A 13,470-nucleotide genomic window follows, 5' to 3' on the forward strand; every position below is an offset into this window, starting at 1 on the left:
GTCCTGATCGTCAAGGAAGCGGCCCGCCGGATGCGCTACTCTGAAGAGGAAGATGACATAAGGCTGGAGGGTGACTATGCAGCGCTGTTTATACAGGGCCGAGTGCAGGGAGGGCGGGATTCCAGAGCTCTTTTTTCAATCCCGGCTCCCATTGCTGAATGAACGAATGGAAATGCTGGATATTTCGCGGCTAAGCGTATTCCAGAAAGGGAACGAGCTGTTTCTTTATTACGAATGCGGCGGAGAGCGGCATGAACCGGAGCGGCTGTTTGCAGATGGGGAGGAGCTGCTCAAGGTTTGGCCGGGAGGACAGCAGCCCAGATGGTGGGTGCCCATGATGGACATTTTCCACTACCAGCAGCCGGTTTCCAGGCAGCATTGGAAGCGCACTCAACAGGAGAGTACTCCCTTTGGACGGGTGGCGCTTTTGAAGCCGGAACAGGTTTCAAGCTATATCTATTATCACTACCAATATCAGGAGGAGCGCCCGGGAGACGGTGACAAATACGGAATCATCGGACTTCATGAGAACCTGCTGTTCTTTTATGCCGAGCTGCCCAGTACGGTGGAGCCGGCGCCTTATGCGGGAAAGCTCGCAACGAATCTCAGACCGGATCAATGGGGGGAAGTAATGGACCCGCATTTTATGAAATGGATGGATGCCCCGGCTGACCAGGAAATTTGGAAAAAGCTCACTATCGTGCTTAACGTACCGGTCCCAGCCGGCAAAAAGGAGAGTGAATAGAGGATGCACACCTCGTTATGTTTAAACGGTGAATGGGATTTCATGCCGCTCTACGATCAGCCGCTCTGCCGGACACTTCCTGAGAGATTGGTGTATGAAGCCCGCAAGATCCAGGTTCCTTCAAGCTGGCGCCACAGCTATCCGCAGCCGTTCGGCAGAAGGTTTGGGGAAATCGCGGAGTATGGGTTCGCCCCTCTGGATGTATACGGCTATCCTAGCGAATGGGATGCAGCGGAAGCCGGTGTGCTGCACCGGTCCTTTCAGATCCCGGAGGGTATGCTGGGGCAGCGGGTGGTCCTGCGTTTCGATGGAATGATGCAGAAGGCGGCTGTGTATCTGGACCGGGAGCGGGTCGCCATCTGGGAGGACGGGTATCTGCCCTTGCGGCTGGATATCAGCACCAGGGTGAAGCCAGGTCAGGAGCAGCACCTGCATGTGGTCTGCGGAAGCTTTGATCAAACGGTGCTTCCCTCCGGGGATAAGAAGATTACGGGCCTTGCCGGCTCCTGGTTCGGCAGGATCTCAAGGGGGATATGGCAGGATGTATTCCTCGAAGGCTATCCGCCTGTAACGCTGGAGGATATCACAATCCGCACCCTTTTCCGCCAAGGCCTCCTGGAGGTGGATGCACTGATAGGAATGGAGCCCGCTACCTCAACGGCGGATTCGCTGCAGGTCATCCTTAAAGTGAAGGAGCATCTAACGGGCACCTTGCCTATGGATGGAAAAGGGGAACTGCCGGTTCTTGAAGCAGAGGCTGGTGCAACAGCGGTGTCTCAGGAGGCTGTGAAAGGCCGGCAATTATGTGAGAACACAGATCACCGGAAGTGGCGGGAAGCCCGGTTTGTTTTACCCTGGCAGGAAGCCAAGTTGTGGAGCCCGGAAACTCCGGTTCTGTATGCGCTGGAGCTGGAGCTTCGGGCAGGGGAGGAAATCCTCGACCGCCGGACCGAGACGTTCGGCTTCCGGGAATTCTGGTGCGAAGGCCCGCAGTTTATGCTGAATGGAATTCCGGTCAACATGCGCGGAGACTCCTGGCATTTCCAGGGGGCGGCACAGCAGACAGAGGACTACATCCGCAATTGGTACCGTATGTGCAGACAGGCAGGTGTCAACAGCATCCGGCTGCATGCCGAGCCATATCCTGCGGATTATTTGCGGATTGCCGATGAAGAGGGGATGCTCATCGTTGACGAGAGCGCCATCTATGGCTCTGCCAAAACAATGGACGCCGCCCATCCGGATTTTATAGCCAATTGCAAGGCTCATGTACGGCGGCTGGTGCAGCGGGATAAAAACCATCCTTCCGTCATCCTGTGGAGTGTACAGAACGAGATGCGGTGGGTGGACGGGCGGGATGACTACAAACCATACATTCCGGGTCTGATAGATATTATGAGAGCGCTGGATTCCACCCGTCCGATTATGGTGGAAGGGGATAACCGCCTGCTCTCCAAGGAGCTTACAGAAGTGGAGAGCCGCCACTATAACATTGACGGCACGATCTCCCAGTGGGACCGCACAGTCCCGCTTACCTTTGGAGAGCATGGCAGCTGGTGGTACATTTGCCCGCAGAACAGCAGCATGTATACGGGACTTGGCGTATATCGCCATACTGACGCAAGTGCTGCCGGCCTTGCACAGAAGGAGCGGCTGTTCATAGAATACGCGCGGCGACAGGGGGTATCCGGCATCGCCACCTTCAACTTCGCCCATTATTTTATGCGGGCAATGCCTGACCGGAATATTTTCCTGCCGCCTGCCGACCTGACAACGCCAGGCCCTAAGCCTGCGCTTATTCCGGCATACTCGCTTTCACTGAATAACGGGCTGCTGCCGGAGGAATATCCGGTCTACCGGGTCAATCCATCCTTTGCAGTCATGTCGGAGGCCTTCAAGCCGGTAACGATGATTGCTGCCGAGTATAACCGCTGCTTCTTCGACGACTCGAAGATCCGCCGCAGCTTCGATGTCTATAACGATACGCTGGCGGAACAAGCGGTGACCATTGAATGTACTGTGCAGCAGGACGGGCGGGTGGTGCATACACAGAATTTCGGGTTCCGTCAAGAACCTGCCGAACGCCGGAGTATCCGCCTGGAGTGGATGCCGGATGCCGTCGCCCGCGAAGGAGAAGCAGTCCTTACTGCAAGGCTGTTCCACGGCGGAGAGCTGAAGCATGAGCTTAACCTTAGGTACCGGCTGCTGTCCGGCAGCTTTAAGACCAAGCCGGTCGAATTAGGACTTCCCGCTGTTTATATAGGTTCCGAAAAGGACTATCAATCCATCTGCGTTCTGGTCCCCAACCTGATCCGGGTGGAGGCAGAAGCCATAGAGCAGTTGCCGGGCGGCATCCTCTTGATCGCCGGCAGTAAAATGCAGGATGGGGACGGGGAGCTGGACCGTCAGCTGCGAGCTTTTGTAGAGAAAGGCGGCAGGCTGCTGCTGCTGGAACAGCTTCATCTCTCTCTTGGCAAGCTTCCGCTGGTCCGCAGAGAATTCATCCGTGCCCATGGGGGGGATTATGGACATCCCGTGCTCCAAGGTCTTGGAGATGAGGATCTCATGTTCTGGCATGAGGAGCTCCGCGAGGAAGGACCGGTCCCGATTATTAAGGCTGCCTTTGAAAAGCCTGTAACGGGAGACTTTACCCTCCTGCTGGAGTGCAGCAGCGGTGATTTCGGGGACGGCGGAGACCTGTGGTCGCCGCTTCTGGAATACCGCAGCGGAGCAGGAATGTTCCTGGCCAATCAGCTGGAGATTATGGACCATATCCAGCAGATCCCCCAGGCCTGTCTGCTGCTGCGGAGTCTGCTCCAATACGCGGGCCGCGCCGGTCACCCGGCTGCGGCACCGGTGCCCGCTGCGGCATGGGTCCGCAGCGGCGGGGCAGCGGAAGCTCTGCTCGGCAAGCTTCGCCTAAAGGGCACAAGGCTGGATAGCGCCGCAGGCTTATCCAGCCTGAATCCCTGCCTCCTCGTGGTGGAGGCAGGGCTGCTGAACGGCCCGGGCGCGGCGGAAGCCGTCCGGCAGGCTGCAAGTGCCGGCAGCAGAGTGCTCGTGCTGCCGGCAGAACCCGGCGGGCAGGAGGCGCTTGCCCGCCTGCTGGACCGGCCCGTGCGCATCGCACCGCACGGGACGTACCACCTGGAGGCGGACTACGCTCACGCCGCCGTCCGCGGAATCAGCCCTGTCGACCTGTTCGGGTTCGACAAGGTGCATCTCTCGCCCCGGGACGTAGTGAACCGGGAGCTGGCGGCGTACAGGCTGGAAGTGCCGGACGCTGCGGTTCTGTGTACCAGCGTGGAGGGGACCGCCTGGAAGGATTACTTTGCCGGGCAGCACACCGGAGAATACAGCAGGCTGGCGCTGGTCGAGCTGAACCGCGACAAGGCCTGCGAGCCTGGAGCCTTTCTGATCAGGCTAACCGCAGGGGAGGGGGAGGTCATCTGCTCGCAACTGCTTATAGACTCCGACAGCGAGAAAAGCCTGCGGCTCTATACCCGCCTGCTTGCCAATCTCGGAGCGGAATTCACAGACGAACTGCTGATCCGCGATAAGGGCGATGCGGAATGGGCGGTGGAAGCGGCAATGACGCTGTACTGCCCACCTTATGTGGATTACCAGGCCATGAAGGAATACTACACCGATCCGGAATTTTCCTTGAACAATCTGGGCGAAGGCCTGTACGGCTGGATGAAGAAAAAAGAACGGCGCGAGGGCGGAACACTGCTGATTCCTGACCCGGCAGGCCGTCCGCTGTTCCTGAGCTGCTTTGTACATCTTCCCGAAGCGGGTACAGGGACTTCAGCCATCCGCACCGGCTTCCTGCGGGTGAAATCGGACTGTGCATTTGAGATATATATGAACGGTCAACAGGTTGCCGCACCGGAGAAGGAGATTGAACTGAGAAGCGGAACCAATCGGCTGATTGCTATTGTGCAGGGAGGCGAGGAGGACATTGCTTTTGGCATGGTCTTCTTGAACAGGGACGGAACGTATATGAACGATTTGGAGTTCCGCATGACGATGGATGAGGTTGAGCCCAAGTAAGCATTGCGAACCCGAGAGGAGCCAAACCAATGATGAAGCAATCCGGACCCTTAAGTCCAGCCGGCCAGTCAGGCCGCGAAGAGCTCAAGAAGGCTGCCGCGAAAACTGCTGGTGAAGTTAAGCTTGCCCGCATAGAGGAGCTGGACGCGTATTTCTCGTTCCGTGACGAAGCGAAGGAAGTGGAGTTCAAGCGTCATGATATGCCGACGCCATGGATGAATTACTTGTCCAACGGCACATTCCACACCATGTTGTCCCATGCGGGCGGTGGAGTCGCTTTTTATAAGTCGCCCCAGATCTGGCGGATTACCCGCTACCGTTTTTTTCATCTGCCAACCGACCGCTCCGGTCCTTATATTTATCTTCAGGATGCCGGAACGGGCAGTTACTGGTGTCCTACCTATGAGCCAGCCTCCCAGAAGCCGCAGGAATGGAAAAGCAGTCACGGTCTGGGCTATACCCGTTTCGAGGCGAGGGAGGATGAAATTTCAGCACGGACGGTCTATTTTGTCGGACCTTATGAGAACTCATTAATCTGGAATCTGACGCTGACCAACAACAGTCCCACGGTGAAGATACTGAATGTGTATGCTTACGCCGAGTTTGGGATGATGGAATTCATGCGGGAGCTGCAGTGGCAGTGCTACAACAAGCATCAGGTATCCGTGCAATATCACCCCGGGGAAGCGCTTGTCTACAAATACGGTGTGGAAAATCAGCCGAAGCCGGACGAGACACCGCTAGTGTATATGATGTCCGATGCGCCGCTGTACAGCTATGACGGTGACCGTGAAGAATTTATCGGCAGCTACCGGAGTGAGTCCAATCCTGTTGCCGTTGAGCAGGGAGGCTGCAAGGGCTCAACACTCCTGGGCGGGGACCCCTGCGGTGCGCTCCAGGTACAGGTGACCCTGCAGCCCGGCGAAACCCGCACCGTGAATTTCTTTCTCGGGACGGCGATGAACGAAGCAGAAGTGGCGCGGGCCATCGCCCATTCGCGTGAGGAGGATTTCGTCGCCCGCTCTTATGCGGGGCTTAAGGAGAACTGGGACCATTATCTGGGCGGATGGAAGTGCGAGTTGCCGGATCAAGATGCGCAGCGGATGATCAACCTATGGAATCCGTATCAGGCACAGCGGAACTTCCTCTTTTCACGCAATATCTCCTTCTATGCCACCGGTACCTTCCGGGGAGTGGGCTTCCGCGACACAGCCCAGGATATATTAGCTGTCGTCCCGCTTGATCCCGAGGCGGCAAAAGAGAAAGTCCGTTTGCTGCTGGGGCAGCAATATCAGGATGGGCATGTGAACCATTATTTCTTCCCGAATGAGGGATGGGAACCGGTGACCAGCATTCATTCCGATGACCATCTGTGGACGGCGCTTGCCGTGTGGGATATTCTCGCGGAGACCGGCGATGCAGGGTTTCTGATGGAGAGCCTTCCCTTTTATGACGGCGGTGAAGGCACGCTATATGAGCATTTGAAACGTGCCATCGATTACACTGCCTCTCATAGGGGACCCAACGGCTTTCCGCTAATGCTGCGCTCGGACTGGAACGATCAGCTTTTCCGGGTCTGCCGCCAGGGCAAAGGGGAGAGCATCTGGACTGCGATGCAGCTCGGAACAGTGCTTCTGCACATGAAGGATCTGGCTGTGGCCTCCGGTCATCCGGAGCATGTGGCAGACTACGAAGCTCTGTACGAGAATCAGAAGCAGCTGGTGAACAGTCTGGGCTGGGATGGACGCTGGTTCCGGCGGGCGGTGATGGATGACGGGCGTTTCCTGGGGACAGACGAGCATGACGAGGCCAAAATCTGGCTCAATGCGCAAACCTGGGCCACCCTGTCCGGCATGGCTGACCCGGATAAAGCTGTGCAGGCCATGGACAGTGTGCGTGATATTTTGGATACAGAGCTGGGCATTAAGAAGCTGCATCCTTCCATCACGACCTTCCCGGATCCTGCGGACCCGCTGACCAATTATAATAAAGGCACTGGGGAGAATGGAGCGGTCTTCTGCCATGCAAACACCTGGGCTATTATTGCCGAATGCTTGCTGGGAAGAGGCGATCAGGCCTACAAATATTACCGCCAGCTGATTCCGAACGTCGCTATGGAGCAGGCCGGGTTATGGCGTTACAAAGCAGAGCCGTTCGTCTATGCGTCCAATCTGTTCGGACCTGAGTCTGACAAGTTCGGACTGGCTAACGTCTCCTGGCTGACCGGTACTGCCGCATGGATGTATATCGCCGCAACCCAGTATATTATGGGAATTAAGCCTGTATTGGAGGGACTGTCCATTGATCCATGCATTCCTGCGGAGTGGGAAGGCTTCAAGGTGAGCCGGAAATTCCGCGGCTGCCTGTATGAGATTTCCGTGACCAACAGCTCTCACAGCTGCAAGGGTGTGAAGGAAATCCGTGTCGATGGCCAGCGGCTGGAAGGTAACATCGTACCCGTCTATCCGGGAAAAGCAGCAGTAAAAGTAGAAGTTACACTATAGTCTCCATAAATTCATGAAGCATGCAGCCCGAGATCCCAACATGATCGGGCTGCTTTTTTACATAATATTAGTTAACTGTATATAGCTATTCATCCTGTTAAAGATTAATATCCTAAAAAGAGGGGATTACGCACCTGGAGTCTAAGAATAAGCATCTCAAATCAGGTCTGGTTCTGGCTTTACTTTTTCGCAGATCGTGATATATTATAGCTATAAGTTGCACTAAGGAAATAAAATTGTACAATGGCAACAACGATTATCATTCTCATTTACCATGCTGTCCCGGCTGAGCCGGGGCAGCATGTGTCATTTTAAGGGCCTTAAGAATGGCTCTCATTCTCAGTCAGTATTTCAAAAAAAATGAATCAGGAGTGTGATTTACTTATGCAAGCTACATCCAAACAACTGCCTAAATCCATGGCGCGGGGAGAAGGCGCGCAGCAGCCGCGTACCCCGCAGCCGCGCCGTTTTGATCCCAAAGCCATGCTCCACAATTCCGAAATGCAGGCTGCACTTGGCAGCGGGCTCCTCATGCTGATCGCCTGGGCCGTCAGTGGCTGGTCGGAGGTGTTCTCGGTTCTTCTGTATGTGGTTTCTTACACGGTAGGCGGATGGATCAAGGCGAAAGAAGGCGTGGAGACACTTGTCAAGGAACGTGATCTGGACGTGAACCTTCTGATGATTGCTGCCGCACTGGGCGCCGCATCAATCGGGTACTGGAATGAAGGCGCGATGCTGATCTTTATTTTTGCGCTGAGCGGGGCCCTGGAGAGCTATACGATGGAGCGCAGCAAGAAGGATATCTCATCACTGCTGGCTCTGAAGCCGGCGACTGCCGTTCGTATCGAAAAAGGGATTATGAGTGAGGTAGCGATTGATCTGCTCGCTGTAGGAGATCTGCTGCTTGTGCGTCCGGGTGAGCTTATTCCGGCAGACGGTACCGTCTACCGGGGAGAATCGGCGGTCAACCAGGCATCCATCACGGGTGAATCCCTGCCTGTAGAGAAAAGTACGGGCAGCGATGTGTTTGCCGGAACCATCAATGGGGAAGGCCCGCTGTATATAGAGGTGACCAAGTCTGCGGAGAACACTTTGTTTTCGAAAATTATCAAAATGGTGGAAGAAGCCGAAACCGAGGTGCCCGAATCGCAACGCTTTATCAAACGGCTGGAGTCCATCTATGCCCGTGTAGTGGTTGCTGCGACGATCGTACTGATTGCACTGCCGCCATTAGTTCTGGACTGGAGCTGGAGCGCTACCTTCTATAAAGCAATGGTGTTTCTTGTAGTGGCTTCTCCTTGCGCCTTGGTTTCATCCATTATGCCAGCCATGCTGTCGGCAATCTCTAAAAGTGCCCGTAAAGGCATTCTTTTCAAAGGCGGCGTCCATTTGGAGAATATGGCGAAAACCTCGGTAGTTGCTTTTGACAAGACCGGGACTTTGACTGCTGGGCTTCCGCAGGTGACTGATTTTATAGCCGGAGAAGAGTATGACCGCAATGAGCTGCTGAGGGTCAGCGCGTCGATTGAGAAGCTGTCCCGCCATCCGCTGGCAGAGGCAATTGTCCGCAAGGCAGAGGAAGAACACCTTGTGCTGCATGTAATTGAAGAGAGCACATCGGTTACCGGCTGGGGGATTGAAGGACTGATCGCAGGGCAGCTGTGGAGAATCGGCAAGTCCAATTTGCTGGATGAACGTAATGAACTCCAGGATGAGCAGTGGAGATCGCTCCGCAAGCAGCTGGAGAGTGAAGGCAAGACAGTATCGCTGATCCTCGACGGCGAACGGATTGCCGGGATGATTGCGCTGCAGGATACGGTGCGTCTGCAGGCGGTTGCGGCGGTTCGGAAGCTGCAGCAGCTTGGCATTAAAGTGGCTATGCTGACGGGTGACCGCGTGGCAACAGCAGAAGTGATAGCCGGGCAGACCGGTGTGGATCTTGTATTCGCAGGACTGCTGCCTGAGGACAAAGTGACGCACATCAAAGCACTGCGTGAACAATACGGGAATGTAATTATGGTGGGGGACGGGGTGAATGATGCTCCGGCACTCGCTACAGCCACAGTTGGCATGGGGATGGGCATGAACGGAAGCGGCGCAGCACTGGAGATTGCCGATGTGGTATTGATGAATGACAATATTGAGGAAATCGCCTCAACAATTAAGCTGGCCCGCCGTACCCAGCGGATCGTGAAGCAGAATATGATCTTTGCCGTCACGGTCATAGCTACCTTGATGCTGAGCAACTTTTTACAGGGGATTGCCCTTCCGTTTGGAGTCGTTGGCCACGAAGGCAGCACGATCCTTGTCATCTTGAACGGACTGAGACTTTTGCGTTAAAAAAGGTCTGGAATCCTTACTGTTTACCCATTTCTCCTAATAGGTTGCTTAAAATTGAATTGTTCACAAAATAGAGCGATTACATCGTGTCTGGCATATTGACAGATTCCCTTGAGATGAGCATAATTAGTACTACATTATAATAATTTTAATTAAGGAAATATAGAGCGGTGCCTTAGCCGTCCATCTCAAGGAGGATATAGTCATGTATAAATCAATTATTATCGGAACCGGCCCTGCCGGATTGACTGCGGCCATCTACCTGGCCCGTGCCAATCTGAATCCATTGGTTATTGAAGGGCCTCAGCCGGGCGGACAGCTTACCACCACCACGGAAGTGGAGAATTTTCCAGGATTCCCCGATGGCATCATGGGTCCGGAGCTCATGGATAATATGCGCAAGCAGGCTGAACGCTTTGGTGCCAAGTTTGTTACAGGCTGGGTGAACAGTGTAGAGCTTGGGGAACGCCCTTTTAAGCTGAATGTTGAAGGGATGGGCGCACTGACTACGGATACTCTGATTCTCTCGACAGGTGCAACAGCTAAATACCTGGGCATCCCGGGTGAACAGGATAATATCGGACGCGGTGTCAGCACTTGTGCAACCTGCGACGGATTTTTCTTCCGGGGCAAAGAGATCGTGGTGATCGGCGGCGGCGACTCAGCTCTTGAAGAGGCGGGTTTCCTGACCCGTTTTGCTTCCAAAGTAACCCTTGTGCACCGTCGTGAAGAACTGCGTGCCTCCAAAATCATGCAGGACCGGGTCCGTGACAATGAAAAGGTTGCCTGGGGCCTGAACCGCACTCCGCTGGAAGTAACTGCCGGCGATAGAGGTGTGAACGGAATTAAAGTGCTTAACAATGAAACCGGGGAAGAAGAGTTCATTGAGGCCAGCGGTGTGTTTGTCGCTATTGGGCATCATCCGAATACGGCATTCCTTGGCGGACAGATTACGACGGATGCGAACGGTTATATCGTCACGAATCCAGGCACTTCTGAAACCAACATTCCCGGCGTCTTCGCTTGCGGAGATGTACAGGATACCCGTTACAAACAAGCGATTACCGCAGCGGGCAGCGGATGTATGGCGGCTATGGATGCTGAGAAGTACATTGAGAGCCTGGAGCACAGTGCAGTTATTTTGTAATATGCCCTTGGTATTGCAGGCACCACGGTGCTATAATATAGTAAGCTGATGTTTTAGTGTAAGTCGATAAAGCTTTTAGGAGGAGATTAGAACATGGAAAACGTAATTGTATACACCTCGACCAACTGTCCCCATTGCCGTCAGGTCAAAAGCTTCCTGAGTGAGAAGGGCGTCTCCTACGAGGAGCGCAACATTGAACAAAATGATGATTTTGCCCAGCAGGTGTGGGATATGGGGATGCGGGCTGTACCTGTAACCGTCATCGGCGATTTCAAAATCGTAGGCATGAATAAAACCCAATTCGACAAGGCGTTGGCTACTGTATAATCGTCAGACCAGGTACTCCTCTGCTTGAGGAAACAAGGGCCGCTTCCGCGCTGGAGGCGGCTTTTTGTATACATATTAGGATAAGGAGGCGATGAGGAATGTTGATCAGTTTGGAAAATTATTGGGATAGGAATGCTGTTGAACGGCTGCTTGCAGAGTGCATGATGGCGGACGAGGAGCGTGTACGGGAGGAAGTGGACCGCTATCTTGCTGAAGATTCACGGGAACTGCAGGGCACCTTCATAGATGGTGAACTGGCGGGATTGATCGGCATCCGGCGAGGTCCGGGAACGGAAGCGGAAATCCTGCATATCGCCGTTCAGACCCGCTGGCGGGGCCGTGGAATTGGTGCTGCAATGATCGGAGAACTCCGGAAATGCGGCGGCATCGAAACGCTTCAGGCTGAGACGGACCGGGAAGCTGTGGGTTTTTATAGCCATTGCGGATTTAAGATTAGCAGTTTGGGCGAAAAGTACCCGGGGGTGGAGCGGTTTAGCTGTAAATATACATAATGATTTGAAACAGGGCATAGACAGCAATTCCGCAGGTAATAAGCAGCAATCCTGATTTTTTTTTCGACTGGAACAGGCGAAGAACGCCGAGGCTAATGAGTGGAGCGATGATGAGCAGCAGCAGCAGCACAGTGATGAACATCTGCGCCGAAATATCAGACGTATCAACATAAGTCATGGACTCTCTCTCCATTCAGAAAAAAGATTGTAGTGACATTTGTCACACTTTTATCCCCTATTATAAAGGATTGATCTTCCTTTTTCTGTACTGCTGCCCCTATAATTGCGGCAATTTTACGTCAATTTTGCCTAGAGCGTCACCCGGATGTTCCCAAGGAAATGCATCACTGCTGAAAAACCCGCTCCGACCATGGTCCCGCGGCTGCCCAGCCGTGAAAAGATGATTTCGAGCTGCTGCTTATGATACGGCAGGGTCCGCTCGGCAACCACTCTGCGCAGCGGCTCGCCCAGCCAAGGCTCGGCTTCCGATAGAGCACCGCCAATCACGATCAGCTCGGGGTTAAAGCTGTTGATAAGATTGGTAACACCGATCCCGAGATATTCGCCGATGGTATTGAAATGGCGCAATGTGTCTTCCTGCCCCTCCAGTGCATGCCGGACCAGCTCGGATGTGCTGCGGGCAGGCAGCGCCAGCCCGGGATTGTCGTAAGTTTTCTCTGAAGCGTATAGTTCCCAGCAGCCACGGCTGCCGCAGCTGCAGGGTTTGCCTTCCGCCTCTATGGTCATATGGCCGGTCTCACCGGCATATCCGCGTGCCCCCTTGTACAGCTCTCCGCCGATAATAATTCCAGAACCAATCCCCGAGCCTGCACTGATATAGAGCAGATGGCGCACATCACGCGCCGCTCCGAAGTTCAGCTCCCCTTGGGCGCCTGCATTCGCCTCGTTGTCGATCGTCACCGGGACTTCGAAAGACTGCTCGAGAATGCCCCGCAGATCTACCATTTCCCAGCCCAGATTGGGTGCAAACAGCACCACACCATGCTCATCCACCATCCCTGGCACCCCTACCCCAATCCCCACTATGCCGTATGGCGAGGAAGGGGCTGCTGCAATCAGCTCCGAGATCATGCTCTTCATTTTGTCCAATACATAAGGCAGGTTATGGACTTCCAGCTGGCGGTCCAATTCGTGAAGAATGCTCCCGTCCAAATCGCATAAGACCGCCTTCAACTGCTTCACCTGCAGTTCGATGCCGATTACACTGCCAGCCTTGCTGTTGAAATGCAGCATCAGCGGTTTACGGCCGCCGCTTGATTCACCCGGCCCGGCCTCGGTGACCAGTTCCTGCCCGCAGAGCTCGGCCACGAGATTGGATACGGTAGCTTTATTCAGTCCGGTCATTTCGGATACCCGGGCCCGCGATACCGGAGACTGCATCCGAATCGTATGTAAAATAATCGATTTATTGATTTTTTTGACCAGCGCCTGATCACCCGTAACCTTCACAAACTACACTTCCTTCTTGGGAACGTTCTCATAAGAGTATGCCACTTAGTCTAGTGCGATGCGCGCTAAAATGCAACAGTGGCGCTGGATATGAATTGGCTTCAGGAGTTCTTGCAACCATGCTAAACAAGGAGAAAGCGTAAGCAGCAATCTAGAGCTTGCCGGACTGCGGGCCTAATGGAATAGACGCATAGGCACAGGGGCCGGGGGGTACTTTATGTTAGTGAAGAATAAGAGAGAGGATTGTCCGCAGGGGCTGCGGGGCGCTCCAATTCGAGAAATAATAAGTTACAAAAAAACTTTGTTTAACCAATATACAAAGTCAAAAAGATGTGTTAAGATGTTGCTGTAAACGCTTGCGGGCGAAGCAAA

The 13,470-nt window shown here is 54.3% G+C and carries 9 protein-coding genes; 7 read left to right on the plus strand and 2 right to left on the minus strand.

What is annotated here, in order from left to right; genetic code table 11:
* The first annotated feature begins 76 nt into the window (after window positions 1–76).
* The 7 genes from A3844_RS14480 (at window position 77) to A3844_RS14510 (ending at window position 11,628) form a co-directional block, all read left to right on the plus strand.
* Window positions 77–745, plus strand: a complete 669-nt coding sequence (locus tag A3844_RS14480; RefSeq protein WP_074107737.1) for a hypothetical protein — start codon at window positions 77–79, stop codon at window positions 743–745.
* Between the two features lie 3 nt (window positions 746–748).
* On the plus strand, window positions 749–4,798 hold the full coding sequence (locus A3844_RS14485; protein WP_074107738.1) for a glycoside hydrolase family 2: 4,050 nt from the start codon (window positions 749–751) through the stop codon (window positions 4,796–4,798).
* A 29-nt stretch (window positions 4,799–4,827) separates the two neighbouring features.
* Window positions 4,828–7,302 carry a GH36-type glycosyl hydrolase domain-containing protein gene (locus tag A3844_RS14490; protein WP_074107739.1) on the plus strand — a complete coding sequence of 825 codons (2,475 nt, stop codon included), beginning with the start codon at window positions 4,828–4,830 and terminating at the stop codon, window positions 7,300–7,302.
* A gap of 384 nt (window positions 7,303–7,686) precedes the next feature.
* Window positions 7,687–9,642 (plus strand): heavy metal translocating P-type ATPase, encoded by a 1,956-nt coding sequence (locus tag A3844_RS14495; RefSeq protein ID WP_074085009.1) that lies wholly within the window; start codon window positions 7,687–7,689, stop codon window positions 9,640–9,642.
* A gap of 205 nt (window positions 9,643–9,847) precedes the next feature.
* Window positions 9,848–10,789: a thioredoxin-disulfide reductase gene (gene trxB / locus A3844_RS14500; RefSeq protein WP_074107740.1), complete on the plus strand. Its 942-nt coding sequence runs from the start codon at window positions 9,848–9,850 to the stop codon at window positions 10,787–10,789.
* A 93-nt stretch (window positions 10,790–10,882) separates the two neighbouring features.
* A complete protein-coding gene (locus A3844_RS14505; protein WP_074085007.1) occupies window positions 10,883–11,116 on the plus strand; it encodes a glutaredoxin family protein in 234 nt (77 codons plus the stop codon).
* A 98-nt stretch (window positions 11,117–11,214) separates the two neighbouring features.
* Window positions 11,215–11,628, plus strand: a complete 414-nt coding sequence (locus tag A3844_RS14510) for a GNAT family N-acetyltransferase (protein ID WP_074085006.1) — start codon at window positions 11,215–11,217, stop codon at window positions 11,626–11,628.
* On the opposite strand, the gene A3844_RS14515 is transcribed toward A3844_RS14510, so the two are convergent.
* On the minus strand, window positions 11,609–11,806 hold the full coding sequence (locus tag A3844_RS14515; protein WP_074085005.1) for a hypothetical protein: 198 nt from the start codon (window positions 11,804–11,806) through the stop codon (window positions 11,609–11,611). The two genes, A3844_RS14510 and A3844_RS14515, sit on opposite strands and share 20 nt — an antisense overlap.
* 131 nt (window positions 11,807–11,937) lie before the next feature.
* Complete coding sequence (locus A3844_RS14520) at window positions 11,938–13,098, minus strand: ROK family transcriptional regulator (RefSeq protein WP_074107741.1); 1,161 nt, start codon at window positions 13,096–13,098, stop codon at window positions 11,938–11,940.
* Window positions 13,099–13,470: the final 372 nt, after the last annotated feature.

The organism is Paenibacillus helianthi, assembly GCF_001909055.1.
Lineage (GTDB): Bacteria > Bacillota > Bacilli > Paenibacillales > Paenibacillaceae > Paenibacillus_AQ > Paenibacillus_AQ helianthi.

Bases quoted from the DNA above. Each gene is read 5' to 3' on its own strand.
- A3844_RS14480 (WP_074107737.1), top strand. From the start codon at position 77: ATGCAGCGCTGTTTATACAGGGCCGAGTGCAGGGAGGGCGGGATTCCA.
- A3844_RS14485 (WP_074107738.1), top strand. From the start codon at position 749: ATGCACACCTCGTTATGTTTAAACGGTGAATGGGATTTCATGCCGCTC.
- A3844_RS14490 (WP_074107739.1), top strand. From the start codon at position 4,828: ATGATGAAGCAATCCGGACCCTTAAGTCCAGCCGGCCAGTCAGGCCGC.
- A3844_RS14495 (WP_074085009.1), top strand. From the start codon at position 7,687: ATGCAAGCTACATCCAAACAACTGCCTAAATCCATGGCGCGGGGAGAA.
- trxB (WP_074107740.1), top strand. From the start codon at position 9,848: ATGTATAAATCAATTATTATCGGAACCGGCCCTGCCGGATTGACTGCG.
- A3844_RS14505 (WP_074085007.1), top strand. From the start codon at position 10,883: ATGGAAAACGTAATTGTATACACCTCGACCAACTGTCCCCATTGCCGT.
- A3844_RS14510 (WP_074085006.1), top strand. From the start codon at position 11,215: ATGTTGATCAGTTTGGAAAATTATTGGGATAGGAATGCTGTTGAACGG.
- A3844_RS14515 (WP_074085005.1), bottom strand. From the start codon at position 11,806: ATGACTTATGTTGATACGTCTGATATTTCGGCGCAGATGTTCATCACT.